The sequence below is a fragment of the Ralstonia pickettii genome (assembly GCF_001699815.1).
Lineage (GTDB): Bacteria > Pseudomonadota > Gammaproteobacteria > Burkholderiales > Burkholderiaceae > Ralstonia > Ralstonia thomasii.
Window position 1 is genome coordinate 319,785 of the sequence record NZ_MCGB01000061.1, and the last position, 16,020, is coordinate 335,804.

Sequence of the window (16,020 nt, forward strand, 5' to 3'; positions counted from 1 at the left end):
TATGGGAATGAACGTAGGATCCAGCGGGATTGGCCGAGAACCGGAAGTGATGGCCGACATCAACACCACGCCATTGATCGACGTGATGCTGGTACTGCTGATCATGCTGATCATCACGATTCCGATGCAGACGCACGTGATCAACATGAACCTGCCGGTCGGCAACCCACCGCCTCCAGTTATCCAGCCCGAAGTCGTGCAGGTCGATATCGCCTCCGACGGTACGATCTTGTGGAACGGCACGGTAGTGAACCAGGCCGCGCTCGACGCCAAGCTCTCGCAGGTGGCGGCGGCGCCGGTGCAGGCCGAAATTCGTCTGCTGCCGAACAAGCTTGCGCCGTATCGGAGTGTCGCAGCAGTGCTTGCTTCCGCGCAGCGCATGGGTGCTACGAAGATTGGCCTGATCGGCGACGAGCGGTTCATGCAATAGCCAGGCAACACGATCAAGAAGTGCGAAAATGTAAAGCAAGTAGCGGAAATCGTGCACGCATGCACACAGTTACACCTGAAAGGTTTGTGTGTTTTCCTTAGCGCCCGCTACTTGTTTTCAATCGCTTTTCACTTCCAATCAAATTCAGAAAATTCTCCCACTTCAACTCAATTCTCCTCCGAAAAAATCTGTCAAATCAAATTGAATAACTGCCCCTGTCAATTTCGAGAAATAGAATGGTGACCGTCGCTGATACTTGATTCCCTCATCATGATCTCAATTGCAGTGACATCCAAAACTTGATGCCAGGGTAGCTTTCCTTTTCGCACAGAATCTGGCGGCTTTTCGCGCTGGCGCCAGCCCGGATCAGCACTGTAGACGCCTATTCACTGCGCAGTAAATAAGCCGTTGTCGCCAAATTAGGCCACCGTCCCACGTCGCGGCGCAGCTGGTTGTGTGTGGGCGCCAATCAACCTGCCGGGTTCGCCAAGCCGAACTGCGTGCGATAGTCGGTCAACAGCACTTGCTGGCTTCAAGGCGTGCTGTCAGCTTGGCAAGCCCCCAGCCATCTGCCAGTGCCCCGTGCGCATCGCCGTGTGTTCATTCGCTTGCAGTTGCATTGCTACGCGAAGGGCATTGCACCCCGCTTACGTCCGAGCCTGGTCTGCGCGCACCTCCAAGGCTCCACGGTTTCCTGCGATGAACCATTTTCTCCCCTACGCTCCGCGACGCACGGTTGCGCTCAGTCTTCGCCACCCGCCATTCCCTTTTATGACGGCTTGCCTCGGCGATACACCCCCGGCGCGCTGCCTGTCCAGCTCTTGAATGCGCGCTGAAATGCTGCACTGTCGGTAAATCCAAGATCCTGCGCCAACTCTGCCAACGGCACGGAAGACATCGACAGACGAACGATGGCCATATCGCGCCGCAACTCGTCCTTCAATGACTGGAAAGATGCACCCTCCAGTGCAAGGCGCCGCTGCGGCGTGGCGGTGGACATGTGTAGCGCATCGGCCGTGGTGGCAAGGTCGGGCCATGCCGGCTGCATGTGCTGCAGGTGGTTGCGCACGCGTGCGCTGATGGTGTCGTTGCCACGCCGAGGCATGATGATGTGGGCTTGCGCATCGGCTAGGAAGGCGCGCAGCGCGGCTTCGTCCTGGCGCACAGGGCTTTGCAGCCACGCGACATCGAACCATATCGTCGTTTGCCGCTGCCCGAACTGCAGTTGTGCTGGAAAGACTTTGCTGTAGCTGTCGACGTGGGGCGGGCTTTCAAAGGCGAAGTCGAAACGTGTGGCCGGCAAGCGCCCGCCTGCTAGCCAGGCCATCAGGCGCCAGAAGACGCGCAACAGCATCTCATGCAGGAAGACCGGTTCCGCCACCCGCGCATTGGCGAATCGAAACGCAGACCGCGTGGCACGCCTGGCCGGAGCGCTGCAAAGCCTGGCATGCGGGACGGCGATCGCGTCGCCATGCTGGCCCGGAACTCCGACCGCTACCTCGAGTACCAGATGGCTGTGCCCTGGGGCGGTGGCGTGCTGAACCCCTGCAACACCCGCTGGTCGGCGTCCGAAATCCTGTATTCGCTCAATGATTCGGGCTCGATCCACCTGCTGGTGGACGAAACCTTCCGCCCGCTCGCCGAGGAGATCCGCCGCTATGCTACCACGCTGCGCGAGGTGGTCTGTTGTGACGACGGCGATGTGCCGACCGGCATGCATGGCTACGAGGCGCTGCTGGCCCAGGCCGAGCCGGCGACCGATGCCGTGCGGAGGGGCGACGATCTGGCCGGCATCTTCTATACCGGCGGGACCACGGGTTTCCCCAAGGGGGTGATGCTCAGCCACACCAATCTTTGCAGTTCCGGGCTGGCAGCACATGCAGAAGGGCTGGCTCCGGCCGGCAGCACCTATCTGCATGCGGCGCCGATGTTCCACCTGGCAGACATTGGTGTTGCGATGGCGCATTGGATCGAGGGCAATACGCATTGCGTGGTTCCGGCGTTCTCGCCAGAGGGGGTGCTCGATGTGCTGGCGCGCGATCGCGTCACCCATTTGCTGTTGGTGCCGACCATGATCCAGATGCTGGTCGACCACCCGGCGATGCGGCAACCCCGCGACCTGAGCGCGCTCTGGAGCATCGCCTACGGCGCTTCGCCGATCTCTGAGGCGGTACTTGAGCGGGCGATGGCGGCGCTGCCTGGCGTGGGCTTCGTGCAGGCCTACGGGATGACCGAGCTGTCACCGCTGGCGACCATTCTCCCAGATGTGTATCAGACGCCGCAGGCACGCACGCTCGGCAAGCTGCGCTCCGCAGGTCGCGCCACCTTCTGCGCCGAAGTACGAATCGTCGATGTGGAGGGCCAGGAAGTGCCGCGTGGCACCGTGGGCGAGGTGATCGTACGCGGGCCCAACGTGATGCAGGGCTACTGGAACAAACCTGAGCAGACCGCGGCCGCCGTACGCAACCGCTGGATGCACACAGGCGACGGCGGCTATATGGACGAGGCGGGCTTCGTCTTCGTTGTCGATCGCATGAAAGACATGATCGTGACGGGGGGCGAGAACGTCTATTCCGCCGAGGTCGAGAACGCCATCACCCAACACCCCGCCGTGGCGGCCTGCGCCGTCATCGGTATACCGAGCGCCCAGTGGGGGGAATCGGTGCATGCCGTGGTGGTGCGCAAGCCGGGCGCATCCGTTTCCACCGAGGAACTCATTGCCCACTGCAAGACACTGATCGCAGGCTACAAGTGCCCGCGCAGCCTGGATTTCTGTGATGCGCTGCCATTGTCCGGCGCCGGCAAGATCCTCAAGACCGAGCTGCGCAAGCTCTTCTGGGAAGGGCAACAGCGACAAGTCCGCTGAATTGATCCATCGACAAGGAGAAACCATGACCTCATCCGTGATCGTTGCCAGCGCCGGCATGATTCCTTTCATCAAACCGGGGGCAAGCGAGCCCTATCCGGTGATGGCCGCCAAGGCCATCAGGGCCGCGCTGGCCAACGCGGGTCTCGAATACAGCAAGGTGCAGCAGGCCTATGCTGGCTATGTCTACGGCGACTCCACCGCCGGCCAGCGCGGGCATTATGAGGTTGGCATGACCGGTATCCCGGTAGTGAACGTCAACAACAACTGCTCGACCGGTTCGACCGCGCTCTACCTGGCGCGTCAGGCCGTTGCCGGCGGCGCGGTGGATTGCGCACTGGCCTTCGGCTTCGAACAGATGATGCCGGGGGCACTGGGCTCGGTCTTCAGCGATCGGCCCAGCCCCTTCGAACGCTTTGACGCGGTGACCGCCGAATTGATCGACGTTCCGGATGTGCCATTCGCGCTACGCTACTTTGGCGGCGCGGGGCTCGCACACATGCAGGAGTTCGGCACGAAGCTCGAGACGTTTGCCAAGATCCGCGCCAAGGCCAGCCGTCATGCGGCCAACAATCCGCTGGCGCTGTTCCGCACGGTGGTGACGGAGGAAGACGTCATGGCCTCGCCCATGATCTGGCCCGGTGTGATGACCCGGCTCATGGCCTGCCCCCCCGACTTGCGGCGCTGCTGCGGCGCTGCTGGTCTCGGAAGCATTTGCGAAAAAGCATGAGTTGGACGCGAGCGTTCGCATCCGCGCTCAGGCCAATCCGACCCTCCTGGCCGCGATGGCGTCGCTGTCTTGCGGCCCAGTATCTGATGAGGGAAGGCCGCACGTGCCCTTGATCTGCTCACCAACACCCTCTATCCAAAGCAACTCTATGGGAGCATCAGAAGCCTTTCCATTCCCATAAGAACAGTAATTAAAGGAAAAATTGCACAAGAATAGGGAATGGCTGCACAAAAATTGGGAATAAGTGAAATTCCTACAGAAAGCTTTCACTCCTTTCCCTCTCCTTTTGGCGCGCACACCCATCGCCAAATAGAACGCTAAGGATATACAAATAAAATCTTAAAATTATTTCTACAAATAAATTAAATAATAAATTGGTATTAAAATATTAAATAAAGAATAAATTACATGCATGTTTTTGCAGCAAAATGCGAATTCTCCGCATTGCGAGAAAATGGCAGGCAAATATTTCAATCTTTGACAACAATCCACGCACAAAGAAGCCATTCGATTGATTTTTATCCGCTTCTCCCAGGCTGCCTCTACTATGCCATTTGTTGGTGGCGGCTAATGAAAAGCTTCCACCAAATCTAGGTTGGCTGCGAATTCTGTTGGTCTGCTATGCAGCGGCTCGATTTCCGGTGCCGCCCATCGCGTAAATTTTGATGGGCGGTTTTTTTGCAATCGGTGCTGTTCAACTCATCTATCCATCGATTCCAGTTAAACATGGGATTGTCGACGCAGAAGATCGCTGTGGGTCTATCGCAGGCACCGGCTTTCGTTAGCGAAAACCAATTCTTGTTTATTGCACCAAGAAAGCAACTGATTCTTCTTTCGCAATCTTCCCGGTCCGCACGACAATGAGCGGGCTGTTATCGCCGTGAACGCTGAACCGTATATTCTGCATAAATTAAGGGCAATTGGTTGTCGACCTACCGTTGCCCGAGTCAGTATATTGAAAATCATCAACTCTGCGGGTGCGGGAGGGATTAGTGCGGAAGATATTCATCGCCAGCTCATTCGAGATGGAATGCGCACAGGTGTCAGCACCGTATATCGAATCCTCCACGAGATTGAGGATTCCGGACTATTGATACGGGACTGGGGGAAGGGTCGGCATCGGGCTCGATATCAATTCAAACCACTCGACGTTGACTCCATTCGCCTAACCTTCATCAACGCCGGATCTGCCTACTCAGTCGGTCTTGATACGTGGAATTTAAAACACCTTTTGCTGACTGAGTTGCTGAAGCTTGGGGTCGATCCAACTGGCAGACATCTGTTGATTCAGATTGAACCTGCGTAAGAACCTGTGCCCTCCGGGAGTGGATATTTCCAGCGTCGTTGAAATTTCCGCCGACACGCTCTTCCCGATCTTCGGGGGAACAAGTCCCACAACTGTCGATCATGCAAGACGCTGCATACCGCTCTGTTCGCGCATATGCAGCGATGGTCCGGCAGCCACTCGGACCGTTTTTCGCTGTATCCCTCTGAATTGATAGGGGGGGGCGGCACCAGCTCCTCCTGCTGACCGTCAGGTAAAGCAGGCGCCCAAGGCCCCGCCCGAGAGCAGGGACCTTTTCTAGACTGCAGCAGCGGCCTTCACTTAATCAGGAATCGATCGCGGTTCTTGCCAATCCAAGCGGGAGCCCTACCGCGACCAGACCAAGTCGCACCAGTCTTGGGATCCATATACTTGGGCGCGACAGTTGTCCCTTTGCGCTTTTTCGCCTTAATCGCAAGTCCCAGGTCATCTACAGTCAACCCGTATTCCTGGACGATCTGACGAACTTGTTGAACTGCGCCGTCGAGCTCGGCCCGCCGTGCGGCTTCAAGTTGCTGCTCTAGCTTGGTGTTGATTTGCACGGAATCCTGACCCACCCGAGGTAGGTTTTTGCATCGAATGTTGACCCACGTATAGAACACTGTCCCGCTCGGCAACGAGCGGGAGATCGGAGTGATCGACGTGGCCATACTGAGCATCATTCGACGCTGGCATCTTCGCGACCAGATCCCGCTGCGCGAGATCGCCAGACGCCTGGGCATCTCCAGGAACACGGTCAGGCGCTATCTGCGCGCTGACACCACGGCACCGGCCTATCCTGCACGGCAGAGTCCGAGCAAGCTCGACGGCCATGCCGCCAAGCTCTCCGCTTGGCTCAAGACCGAGGCCAACAAGCCACGCAAGCAACGGCGCACACTCAAGCAGATCCACACTGATCTGTGTGCCTTGGGCTTCACCGGCTCCTACGATCGCGTTGCCGCATTCGCTCGCCGCTGGCGCCAGGAGCAACAGGAGCAAGCCCGCACGTCGGGGCGAGGCACCTTTATCCCACTGCGCTTCGCAGAGGGTGAGGCCTTCCAGTTCGACTGGAGCGAGGACTGGGCGGTCATCGCCGGCGAGCGCACCAAGCTGCAAGTGGCTCAGTTCAAGCTCAGCCACAGCCGCGCATTCTTCCTGCGCGCGTATCTGCTGCAGACCCACGAGATGCTGTTCGATGCCCATCACCACGCCTTTGTGGCCTGGGGCGGTATCCCGCGTCGCGGCATCTACGACAACATGAAGACCGCCGTGGATCGCGTGCGCCTGGGCAAGTTGCGTGACGTCAACTTGCGCTTCAGCACCATGGTCAGCCACTACCTGTTCGACGCCGAGTTCTGTAACCCGGCCTCGGGCTGGGAGAAGGGGCAGATAGAGAAGAACGTGCAGGACAGCCGTCACCGCATCTGGCAACGCATCCCTGCATTCGGCTCTCTGGCGGCACTTAATGACTGGCTGGCCGACCAGTGCGTACGGCTGTGGCAGCAGACCCGCCATCCTGAGCTGGACATGACCCTCTGGGAGGCCTGGTCGCTGGAGCGGCCACACCTGATGCCCGTGGGGCAGCCGTTCGATGGCTTTGTGGAGCACACCAAGCGCGTCTCACCAACCTGCCTGGTGACCTTCGAGCGCAACCGCTACAGCGTACCGGCGTCGTTTGCCAACCGGCCCATCAGTCTGCGCGTCTATGCCAATCGGCTCGTGTTCGTGGCCGAAGGCCAGGTGATTGCCGAGCACGTGCGGCACATCGACCGTAGCCATCTTCCGGGGCGCACAATCTATGACTGGCACCACTACCTCGCGGTGCTGCAGCGTAAGCCCGGTGCGCTGCGTAACGGCGCACCGTTCGCCGAACTGCCAGAGGGCTTCCGACGCCTGCAATCCACACTGCTCAAACGCCCTGGTGGCGATCGCGAGATGGTCGAGATCCTGGCGCTGGTGCTGTTGCACGACGAACAGGCCGTGCTCACTGCGGTGGAGCTCGCACTGGAGGCGGGTGCCCCGTCCAAGCAAACCATCCTGAACATCCTCAGCCGCCTCCTGGAAGGCGAGCCCGTGGCACCGATCACCTCACCACAGGCACTGGCGCTGCACGTCGAACCGCAGGCCAACGTCGGCCGCTACGACAGCTTGCGAGATCGGGAGGTGCATCATGCAGCATGAAGTCATGTTGGAGATGCTCAAGTCGTTGAAGCTGCACGGCATGGCACAAGCGCTGGGCGACCTGGCGGCGCAGGACTCGCCGGCCTACCAGTCGGCCGTGGCCATCCTGTCGCGTCTGCTCAAGGCCGAGCTCACCGAGCGCGAGGTGCGCTCGCTGGCCTATCAGATGAAGGTGGCGCGCTTCCCAGCCTACCGAGACCTGACCGGCTTCGACTTCAGTTGCAGCGAGGCCAACGAAGCACTGGTGCGGCAGCTTCACCGCTGCGAGTTCCTCGAGTCGGCGCACAACATCGTGCTGGTCGGCGGCCCAGGTACGGGCAAGACCCATCTCGGCACCGCCATCGGCGTGCAGGCCGTGGAGCACCATCACCGTCGAGTGCGCTTCTTCTCGACCGTGGAGCTCGTCAACGCGTTGGAACTGGAGAAGGTCTCAGGCAAGCCGGGACACCTGGCCACGCGACTCATGTATGCCGACCTGGTGATCCTCGATGAGCTGGGCTATCTGCCGTTCAGCCAGACCGGCGGCGCATTGCTGTTCCACCTGATCAGCAAGCTCTACGAGCGCACCAGCCTCGTCATCACCACCAACCTGAGCTTCGGCGAATGGTCCAGCGTCTTCGGGGACGCCAAGATGACCACCGCGCTATTGGATCGCCTCACGCACCACTGCCACATTGTTGAAACCGGCAACGATAGCTATCGTTTCAAGCACAGCACCACCCAGCCCAAGAAGGAGAAACGCACCGCCAAACAACCCGCACAAAGCGACACCTAACAGCCTTTGGGGTGGGTCAGTTTTCGATGCAAATCTGGAGTGACCCCTTGGGGCTGGACAGGGCGGCAGTTAGAAACTAAGCCGCCTGCAGGGTGAGTTGGGACTCGAACTGGTTGGGCGAAACGTAGCCGAGCGCCGAGTGCATTCGCTTGGCATTGTAGGTGTCTTCAATGAACCTGGGCAGACGCGCAGCGACATCATCGAATGTCCGGTAACCGGCCAGGTACACTTCCTCGACTTTTAACGTCTTCATAAAGCTCTCGGCCTGGGCGTTGTGGTAAGGGTTACCCGGCGCACTCATTGAGCCGATCAGACCATATTCACGCAGCGCAGCCCGGTACCTCGCGCTTGCATATTGCGAGCCCTGATCGGTGTGGTGAATGCAGCTTCCTGGCGTTGGACGCCTGTTTCGCAATGCGGCGAACAACGCGGCCAAGGTCAGGTCGGTGTCGATGCGACGAGAGATCGCGTAGCCCACGACTTTGCGGCTACACGCATCCAGAATGGCCGCGAGGTACACAAAGCCTGCGGCGACTTTGATGAACGTAATATCCCCCACCCAGACCAGATCCGGCTTGGAGGGAATGACATTGCGATACAGGTTTGGAAACGCCGCAAGATCTCCACTCTCGGTACCTGCACGCGCATATCGGCGTCGCGGCCTGACACTTAGATCGTGCTGCCGCATGATCCGAGCGACCCGTTTGTGGTTGACGTGATGTCCGCGTGCGCATAGCTCCCGGACAACACGTCGATAACCATACCCGGGAAACTCATCTTGAATCTCGCCAATGAGTTCCACCAAGCGGCCATCACTGAGCTCGACAGCTTTGGCCGTGGAGCGATAGTAGTATGTACTGCGAGGCAGCGCGATCACGTTGCACCCCTGGCGGATGGAGCAACGAAGGGGCCGCTCACGATCGATGAGTTCTCGTTGCTGCTGACGAGCAGCAGGCGCGACGTTTTTTTTAGCAGGTCGACTTCCATGGTGAGCTGTCCCACCTTGCGTTCCAGTGCAGCGATCTTGACCTCGTATTCTGCGATCGTTGACGCTGCGACTTCTTCACTGTCAAGCTCACCGCGATCAAACTGGTTCAGCCACATCTGAATGAGGTTGGCTGAAATTCGATAGGTTCGCTGCGCCTCACGACGGCCAATGCGGCCGTCACGAATGTCGTGACATAGCTGCAACTTGAATTGCGGACTATGCCGCCGGTACGACCCGTTTGTTGACATCTAGCTGATCCTTGTAGGGGCCCAGCAAGCGTATCACTCCCTAACTGCCGCCCTGTCCAGCCCCAAGGGGTCACTCCAATCCTGGGTCAGGATTCGGTGCAAATCAACAGACGTGTGTACCGTGGCCAGCCGTATTAAGAGACTCGGGAGTATTCAGATGAAAACCGAGGACGAGAAGCTGAGGGAGCTGCTAAACCCAGTCGTCGTAAACATGCAGATGTGGTACAGGAGCAAAAGCAGGATGCCTGCTGCAAGCCTATATGACAGTACCGACACCCGCGACAAGTATCTGATCCGATACTGCGAGAGCATGATCAGCGCGAACAAGCCGGAGTGGCAGGTGATTGCAGAGCGCGCTGGCTGGGCCCCGGCACAAGCTTAAATTTGGGCTAACCAGGCCACCCGCCGCGAACATCAGCCCCGTTGCACCGTGTGCAGCCTCATAAGGGATGTCCGGTCAATCGTCGGAAGCGTCGGAGGCTTCGCCCAGTGGCCGTACAGGCACGCCCAGCACTTCCGTCTTGCGAACGAGATCCGCCAGCGACGACGCGTTCAACTTTCGCATCACCGCCCCCTGGGGTCAGGATTCCGTGCAAATCAACATACTCGAATTCGCCTCGCCCAACCGCACGGCGAAATCCTGACTCCAACTACCGGCGTGCAGTAGCGTCGAACCTCAGCTTTCCCGAGAAAAAGGGCTGCTGTCGGCCAGCTTGAACACGGACACCGCGTCCTTGAGCGTCTGCGCCTGCTCTTCAAGCGATTGTGCCGCGGCAGTTGCTTGCTCGACGAGTGCCGCATTCTGCTGAGTCACCTCATCCATCTGGTTGACTGCCTGGTGGACCTGCTCGATGCCTCGACTCTGTTCCTCGGAGGCGGCCGCAGGATTGATGACAGCTCGCGAGAGGTTCGCTGACGACACAACGTTGTGAGCAATTTCGGGGGAGCCCCCGCCCAAAACCCCGACCGTTGGGGCATGACGATGGTAAGGAGGGTAGCTAGTCGATGGTAGAAGTTCGCACTTCCCCCTCGCCTCGCGGCCAGCGGCAAATGCTTGGAACTCAGTGCCGGATTGATGGCCCTGCTTTGACGTGTTGCCCCCCTGTCTCGCCTGTGAGCCTATGCCGAGTACGAGGGAATTGCTAAAAAAAGACCGGCAAACGACACGGCCCCGAAAGAACAAAGCCCGCAGATGCGGGCTTTGTTAGCGACCCTTGACGGCCGATTAGTCAGAACGGATTACTAGGTCCCTTTGCGCGAGGGAGCACGCTTGCTGCCTGCCGATCCCCGACCATTACCGCGAATTGTGCGGCCTTGTCCATTTGACGCTTTTGTACCTCGCGGAACGTTGCCTGCGACTGGTTTTGTTGGGTTCTGTTCACTGTGCTGACCAGTTCCCTCAGTGCTGCTTCCATTCTCATTCCCCTCTGTTTGGCTCGCATGTGCTCGGATGAAGTGTGGTCCGAAGCCAACCTGCGAGTTCAAGATTGGCCCAAGTGTAGTACAGAATTTGTCCTCGATGGCTGTAGGGGCGACGACAGTTGTGAAAAGAGTCGACGCTTCTTTTCGATCGATCACGAAGCCATGTGCAGGGTAGTCTGCAACCAGACTGGCGAGGGCTCCGTTGGCAAGGGAATTCGTGTACTCATTGAGCCGCTTTCCATACTCGTAGGCGATTCGCATAGCCCGCTGCATCTCCCCCAAACGAATCGGATCAATCTGAGCGTATAGCGGCGCCGCAACACCGACGGCAATCTTCGTAGCAAACTCACCAGCCAATTTTGTGGACAACCGAGCACCCCGGATGTCAATGAGCGCCTCTTTGAACGCACGCTGCGTGTGCTCACGCGCGGCGTTCATGGCCTGGATTATGTCTAGCCCAGAACTACGTCCGGCCAACTCCGAATCCTTGGGCACTTGGATGTCTAGCGGGCCAAGCTCGCCAAGGTCTCCAATCGCTAGCTCGTCTGCAACAATCGCAATCAGCGTACCAGCGCTTTTGCAGTAGCTCGGGATCACGATGCGAAGGTGTGTGTAATGATGACGAAGACACCGCGCAATTCTGAAGGCTCCGTCTGGATCGCCTCCGTTTGTAGTCAAGTACAAAGTGCACTTATCGTATCGTTTCTCTTCCCGAATCGCTTTTGTTAGATCTCGGTGGAGCTCGCGGTTAACGCCTCGGCTAATTACGATTACATCCCGGTCTCCGTTTGCATCCAACATGCCGGTCACGCTCTCCAGCAGTTGCTTCTCCTCCATTGCTCCTCCTTGTGATCGTCCATCGGTAGCGACAAATAGACGTTACCCACAGGCCGGCCATTGTCAGAGATGTTTTTCGCTGTCGCGATAGGCCAGAAGAATGCATGTCCGCCAACAGTACAAACACCCCTCAATAGAAGGGATGCTCTCTCGCCCTAAGAAGACGAGTATTGATATAGAGCGGCTCTACAAGTTATATCTAAATCAGATGTAAAAAAATCTTCTTACGCAACACCCTTATTGAGAGAGCACTCAAGCCCGACGAGCCCCGCAACGCAGTTTTGGATCTGATGAACGAAAAGGGAAGAACGAGCTGCCCCCCCCTTCTCTTCGTTGCGCGAAAGAACAGACTACGGTCCTACCGTGCAGGGCATAACATGGTTACTCGCTCGGCAAACCGGTGCGCCCAAAAATCAACCCCTGCTGCGGAGTGCCCGTATACAGCGCCAAAACACAGAATCCCCGCCACTACCAACGTCCTTGCCGGGGAAAGCTTTGCTAGCGGCGCCAACACACGCATCGCCGCCGAGGCACCCGTAATGTCAATTGAAACGGACCGTATTGCATGCGGCATCAACAACAGCACGCCGGGCACAACAAAAAGGGATGCGAGCAGGGCATGCCGCGAAGCCGACTGTTGACCGTACAAATTCAGTTGACACCAAAATTCTTTGAAGCCAATCGCCTGATTCGCCAGCTCCGTAAGCCGCGGATTGTAGTCTCCTACTGCTGAAGTGATTGTGTATGCGAGAACTGCCGCAAGCGTAAGAATGGCGACATTGCGACCCGCCGCCGCATAGTTTTGGACATACACCGTTACGGCAATAGCACAGAACGCGGCAGCCCCCTCCAGTAAAGCGACGATAAAAGCCACTGTATAAACTTGCGACTCATATTTGGCGAACCAATAAGAAAGAGCCGCGATGGCAAGAGCGATAGCCAACAGCCCGCCCAGCACTGTGCCCACTTCGCCTTTGCCGTCGCTTTCACCACCGCCTCCACCATTTCGATTGTTGTGATGATGGACGTGGTGCTCCTTGAGCACGTTGACTATGTTGCCGGTCCCGATCGCATTACCGTCGCCATTAACAGTGATTGAATTGAGTGCGTATTTGTTGTTCATGGTTTTCTAAAACGCTATTGAGCATTTTTTCTGCATCCCTAACACCAGGCCAAAGCGATTGGCCTCCAGCGTGACAAGTTCTTTTGCACGTGACGGTACCTGCGAAGACTCTGGAGTCACCGCAAAGCCGGAGAGCGCGGCAAGCCCGCAATGGCGCGCCGCCTGCTTAGTCGAATGGTGTGGGGAAGATGCGCCTCAAGAATGAGGCGCGCTCTTTGTTGCTAAAGCCTGGGGTTATGGCCGGCCAGTGAAAGCCTTAAGGCTTTCGCCATTTGTCCGGCTTCCCATTGGAGGTATTGCGCACGCGCTCAACAAGTGGCGGGGTGCCACCGTTCAATTTCCTCGCTCGCTCGATAGCTTCCGCCTGCGTGGGAAGCACGTCGCTTGCTCTTTCGGAATTGGGCCGCCGAACTGCGTAGTCCCCTTGCGGACGCCGTTCTACAAAGATTTTTTTCGTCGTCATGCTGACTCCGTACACACGTCAATTGGTGAAGACGCCACGCAATTGGCAATAGCCTCATGCGTGACGTACAACTGAACTACACGCTCACTTCTGGCGCCGCACCTTGATCGGCCACGCTGCGAGACCAAACTTCCTGGCATCTAGCAGTGCGCCCGACTTGGTGCGACGGAAGCGGCGGAAGATGGTGATGTACTCATCATCTTTCGTCGTCATTTCCGAACCTCGTCAGAAATGCCTCACCGAATGGAACTTGTGCGCTTGCGACGAGCGAATTGTTTGACTACAATCCGCGTGCCTTCTTGACCGAAGCGCAAAAGAGGAAGTCAGAGGCGTTTGTCTTCCTTTTTTCCTGCACTCGTCGAGTTGCCGCTCGACTACGTGCTTCCTACATCTCGCCCCTGCGCTTCAGTCTGTCGACTCGAATCCTCGCGGCTTCCGTCGACACACCGAACGCATCGGCGAGATCATCTCCCGTTCTCAACCCCCTGTACTTGATTTCGTCCACGGGCATGAGAATCTCGGCAGCAAACTGATTTGCCTGCCATTCCGAATCCTCAAACGTTTTGATTTCTGCGCCGCCAACAGGCTCTCGATTCAGAGTCCGCCTGTGACCGAGCAAAGCGTGTCCCAACTCATGAAATACGGTGAAGAGGGAGCGAGGGTCATTCCGGCACGCCTTTTCGTATACTTGCTCCGTCAAACAAAGCGTTAGTGACTCCGGAATCCAACAAGCTTCAACTCCTGTCGGTAACCCATTAGCCCCATCCTCTAGCACGTCCAAGGTAATCAGATAGGTAGACAACTTCTCAAGGAAGGCCCCCAAGTCAATGGGGAACGTAAGCCCGAGCGCCTCACGCGTCCGCATCGCTGTTCGCCGGATATCCGCAACACCGAGCGGCGGGACACGAAACCCTTTTAGGGGACCCTGACCAAACATCATTTCCCCCCGATCTTTTTGAGCAACTGTGTCAAGTTATCCAGGTCCTTGGAGTCAAGCTGATCCCATGAAGCCCGCGCAAAACCCGCGACCATCATCTGATGCTGCGGACTAAGTCCGTCCAGCGATACCGATTTGTTAGATACGTCGGCCAACGGCTGTAGCTTTTCGGTATGCACGCCTTGCTTGTCAAAGTAGGCTTCCACCCTCTCAGCCAGTTGCGGTGGGATCTTCTTGCGCCCTGTCTCCAGTGCGCTCAAAAATGCGGATGTTACGTCCAATGCAGCGGCCATATCCGAAAGAGTGACTTCCGCATCCAGCCTGGCCTTCCTTACTGCCTTGCCAAACGGTGTCAGAGCCATGTTGGTTCTCCAGTGAGCCGAAAATTATCCTTATGCAGACATAATGTTAACCCAATTGGTTAATTTTTGCAAGAAATTGTGCAACAACATCCCCCGTGGGCGGACATAGAGGATTCTTTGCTGTGGGAGGGAGACGAGCTGGCGCACATCCACCCTAAATTCTGGTGCCGCCGGCTCCGCAACTCGCTTGCATTCGGTGCGACCCATGTGGAGGATGCGTTACATCGGACGGCAAGGGCACACCACATGTTCCTATGGCCTCGCCAGAGAAACGAGGGCATAGAACACCCTCGGATAGGAAACGAGGCGCCCCCGTACGGAGCACGGGTTCGACCACCTAGCGCATCCACGCTCTATGGGCTCGCAGATTTGCTTGACGGTGGAGTGACCAAATCTCCACATCGTCCAGAACCGTCAACCTGGATCGGGCACGGCGTGCCCTACAGGTACTAGAACGGCTTGGACGGTGGATCGCCAGATGTTGATTGACGGCCTGGTTCAGCTGTTGCAGCGCTGGGCAACTCACAACCCCGTGCGCAAAACCGGGGTTGTCGTTGGCATTGTTTCTCGTACTTGGTGGCGCATGAACTAAGCAGTCCTGTACGAGACACCGACCATTCGCAGCGGATCACCCCAACAGTCCAAATGCATCAACCGACGGACTTTGTGGCGTTGCTCGGTTGTGACTGGGGCGCTGGTGCCGGACTAGCGGGCTTGACAGGCGTAGCAGTTTGCATCGGCATACCCGTTACACCTTTCTGGACTGATTGGACTTTTTGCATTGCCGTACCGATTGCACCATCCTGGGCATACGCACTTACGATCTTCTTGCTCACCATGGTTGCTCCAGTTAAATTCAGCGAAACAAATAGTATTGTCAATATTAATGCAACAACAAACACAGCAGCAGACAGCCAAGAATTCAGATGATCCGCCAATCTGTGAGCCCAGCCACCAGAAAAATACGCGCCTTCATCTCTGTAGAGATAGTACCGCTCCGCCTGCTCAAGCTGCCTGACAATAATTTGGACACTAACCACATAGGACAGAACAACCAGCGATATCGCGAACGCGAAACATATCCACGATCCGTAAAGAGCCCAAGCGAACTTAGCTTGATAAATTGGAATGAAATCCTTGAGAAATCCGAGCGAGAGCGCAAGGCCTGCACTGGAATACGTCAAAATGGATTTGTCCAAATTCTCCAGATTTGAGAGTCTAAGCTTAAAAAGCTCCTCTCGCCGCTTCTCATACAACCGCTTTCTTTCCTCACCGTCGTCAACAGTTCCCGAATCGTTCTGCATAGGCGATGAAATAACTGGATTGACCTCAAATCGAAAATGAAGAGGATCCGA

At 57.3% G+C, this 16,020-nt stretch carries 17 protein-coding genes and 2 pseudogenes; 7 read left to right on the forward strand and 12 right to left on the reverse strand.

All coding sequences use genetic code 11. The features are described from left to right. Window position 1 precedes the first annotated feature (1 nt). A complete protein-coding gene (locus BEK68_RS12130) occupies window positions 2-430 on the forward strand; it encodes an ExbD/TolR family protein (protein WP_004630254.1) in 429 nt (142 codons plus the stop codon). 769 nt (window positions 431-1,199) lie between these two features. Here BEK68_RS12130 and BEK68_RS12135 read toward each other — a convergent pair. Further along, on the reverse strand, window positions 1,200-1,811 hold the full coding sequence (locus BEK68_RS12135) for a helix-turn-helix transcriptional regulator (protein ID WP_238563765.1): 612 nt from the start codon (window positions 1,809-1,811) through the stop codon (window positions 1,200-1,202). A 66-nt stretch (window positions 1,812-1,877) separates the two neighbouring features. Between BEK68_RS12135 and BEK68_RS12140 the strand changes: the two genes are divergently transcribed. The 3 genes and pseudogenes from BEK68_RS12140 (at window position 1,878) to BEK68_RS24895 (ending at window position 5,332) form a co-directional block, all read left to right on the forward strand. Beyond that, the gene (locus tag BEK68_RS12140) at window positions 1,878-3,296 is read left to right on the forward strand and encodes a long-chain-fatty-acid--CoA ligase (protein ID WP_086004677.1); all 1,419 of its coding nucleotides are present in this window, start codon (window positions 1,878-1,880) and stop codon (window positions 3,294-3,296) included. Between the two features lie 25 nt (window positions 3,297-3,321). Further along, window positions 3,322-4,069 (forward strand): annotated as a pseudogene (locus BEK68_RS12145) (lipid-transfer protein); the annotation flags it as partial. An 837-nt stretch (window positions 4,070-4,906) separates the two neighbouring features. After that, window positions 4,907-5,332, forward strand: coding sequence for a transcriptional repressor (locus tag BEK68_RS24895; RefSeq protein WP_274521289.1), 426 nt, complete (start codon window positions 4,907-4,909; stop codon window positions 5,330-5,332). A gap of 296 nt (window positions 5,333-5,628) precedes the next feature. On the opposite strand, the gene BEK68_RS12150 is transcribed toward BEK68_RS24895, so the two are convergent. Further along, on the reverse strand, window positions 5,629-5,907 hold the full coding sequence (locus BEK68_RS12150) for an H-NS family nucleoid-associated regulatory protein (protein ID WP_012760798.1): 279 nt from the start codon (window positions 5,905-5,907) through the stop codon (window positions 5,629-5,631). Window positions 5,908-5,983: 76 nt separating this feature from the next. Between BEK68_RS12150 and istA the strand changes: the two genes are divergently transcribed. Continuing rightward, a complete protein-coding gene (gene istA / locus BEK68_RS12155; RefSeq protein WP_012760797.1) occupies window positions 5,984-7,510 on the forward strand; it encodes an IS21 family transposase in 1,527 nt (508 codons plus the stop codon). Then, the gene (gene istB, locus BEK68_RS12160) at window positions 7,500-8,285 is read left to right on the forward strand and encodes an IS21-like element helper ATPase IstB (RefSeq protein ID WP_004630242.1); all 786 of its coding nucleotides are present in this window, start codon (window positions 7,500-7,502) and stop codon (window positions 8,283-8,285) included. Before istA ends, istB begins: the two co-directional genes overlap by 11 nt. A 76-nt stretch (window positions 8,286-8,361) precedes the next feature. On the opposite strand, the gene BEK68_RS12165 is transcribed toward istB, so the two are convergent. Together BEK68_RS12165 and BEK68_RS26160 are read right to left on the reverse strand one after the other, a co-directional pair. After that, entirely contained in the window at window positions 8,362-9,210 is an 849-nt protein-coding gene (locus tag BEK68_RS12165; RefSeq protein ID WP_310722459.1) for an IS3 family transposase, read from the reverse strand. Beyond that, entirely contained in the window at window positions 9,159-9,521 is a 363-nt protein-coding gene (locus BEK68_RS26160; RefSeq protein ID WP_004630237.1) for a transposase, read from the reverse strand. The genes BEK68_RS12165 and BEK68_RS26160 overlap by 52 nt, the downstream gene beginning before the upstream one ends. A gap of 157 nt (window positions 9,522-9,678) precedes the next feature. On the opposite strand from BEK68_RS26160, the gene BEK68_RS12175 reads away from it, so the two are divergent. Next, window positions 9,679-9,903 carry a hypothetical protein gene (locus tag BEK68_RS12175; RefSeq protein ID WP_004630232.1) on the forward strand — a complete coding sequence of 75 codons (225 nt, stop codon included), beginning with the start codon at window positions 9,679-9,681 and terminating at the stop codon, window positions 9,901-9,903. 294 nt (window positions 9,904-10,197) lie between these two features. On the opposite strand, the pseudogene BEK68_RS24900 reads toward BEK68_RS12175, so the two are convergent. From BEK68_RS24900 to BEK68_RS12200, 8 genes and pseudogenes are all read right to left on the reverse strand, one after another. Next, window positions 10,198-10,404 (reverse strand): annotated as a pseudogene (locus BEK68_RS24900) (methyl-accepting chemotaxis protein); the annotation flags it as partial. Between the two features lie 359 nt (window positions 10,405-10,763). Further along, entirely contained in the window at window positions 10,764-11,780 is a 1,017-nt protein-coding gene (locus BEK68_RS12180; RefSeq protein WP_004630227.1) for an SDH family Clp fold serine proteinase, read from the reverse strand. Between the two features lie 358 nt (window positions 11,781-12,138). Further along, entirely contained in the window at window positions 12,139-12,903 is a 765-nt protein-coding gene (locus BEK68_RS12185; protein WP_004630226.1) for a hypothetical protein, read from the reverse strand. A gap of 256 nt (window positions 12,904-13,159) precedes the next feature. Continuing rightward, window positions 13,160-13,366: a DUF2188 domain-containing protein gene (locus tag BEK68_RS24905; RefSeq protein ID WP_080517552.1), complete on the reverse strand. Its 207-nt coding sequence runs from the start codon at window positions 13,364-13,366 to the stop codon at window positions 13,160-13,162. An 84-nt stretch (window positions 13,367-13,450) separates the two neighbouring features. Continuing rightward, complete coding sequence (locus BEK68_RS26375) at window positions 13,451-13,579, reverse strand: hypothetical protein (RefSeq protein WP_004630224.1); 129 nt, start codon at window positions 13,577-13,579, stop codon at window positions 13,451-13,453. Between the two features lie 172 nt (window positions 13,580-13,751). Next, on the reverse strand, window positions 13,752-14,306 hold the full coding sequence (locus BEK68_RS12190; protein WP_004630222.1) for an ImmA/IrrE family metallo-endopeptidase: 555 nt from the start codon (window positions 14,304-14,306) through the stop codon (window positions 13,752-13,754). Then, the gene (locus BEK68_RS12195; protein WP_004630221.1) at window positions 14,303-14,665 is read right to left on the reverse strand and encodes a helix-turn-helix domain-containing protein; all 363 of its coding nucleotides are present in this window, start codon (window positions 14,663-14,665) and stop codon (window positions 14,303-14,305) included. The genes BEK68_RS12190 and BEK68_RS12195 overlap by 4 nt, the downstream gene beginning before the upstream one ends. A gap of 650 nt (window positions 14,666-15,315) precedes the next feature. Further along, on the reverse strand, window positions 15,316-15,969 hold the full coding sequence (locus BEK68_RS12200; RefSeq protein WP_004630218.1) for a hypothetical protein: 654 nt from the start codon (window positions 15,967-15,969) through the stop codon (window positions 15,316-15,318). Window positions 15,970-16,020 lie beyond the last annotated feature (51 nt).

Bases quoted from the DNA above. Each gene is read 5' to 3' on its own strand.
- istB (WP_004630242.1), top strand. From the start codon at position 7,500: ATGCAGCATGAAGTCATGTTGGAGATGCTCAAGTCGTTGAAGCTGCAC.
- BEK68_RS12140 (WP_086004677.1), top strand. From the start codon at position 1,878: ATGCGGGACGGCGATCGCGTCGCCATGCTGGCCCGGAACTCCGACCGC.
- BEK68_RS12175 (WP_004630232.1), top strand. From the start codon at position 9,679: ATGAAAACCGAGGACGAGAAGCTGAGGGAGCTGCTAAACCCAGTCGTC.
- BEK68_RS12185 (WP_004630226.1), bottom strand. From the start codon at position 12,903: ATGAACAACAAATACGCACTCAATTCAATCACTGTTAATGGCGACGGT.
- BEK68_RS12130 (WP_004630254.1), top strand. From the start codon at position 2: ATGGGAATGAACGTAGGATCCAGCGGGATTGGCCGAGAACCGGAAGTG.
- BEK68_RS12195 (WP_004630221.1), bottom strand. From the start codon at position 14,665: ATGGCTCTGACACCGTTTGGCAAGGCAGTAAGGAAGGCCAGGCTGGAT.
- BEK68_RS26375 (WP_004630224.1), bottom strand. From the start codon at position 13,579: ATGACGACGAAAGATGATGAGTACATCACCATCTTCCGCCGCTTCCGT.
- BEK68_RS12190 (WP_004630222.1), bottom strand. From the start codon at position 14,306: ATGATGTTTGGTCAGGGTCCCCTAAAAGGGTTTCGTGTCCCGCCGCTC.
- BEK68_RS12180 (WP_004630227.1), bottom strand. From the start codon at position 11,780: ATGGAGGAGAAGCAACTGCTGGAGAGCGTGACCGGCATGTTGGATGCA.
- BEK68_RS12200 (WP_004630218.1), bottom strand. From the start codon at position 15,969: ATGCAGAACGATTCGGGAACTGTTGACGACGGTGAGGAAAGAAAGCGG.
- BEK68_RS26160 (WP_004630237.1), bottom strand. From the start codon at position 9,521: ATGTCAACAAACGGGTCGTACCGGCGGCATAGTCCGCAATTCAAGTTG.
- BEK68_RS24905 (WP_080517552.1), bottom strand. From the start codon at position 13,366: ATGACGACGAAAAAAATCTTTGTAGAACGGCGTCCGCAAGGGGACTAC.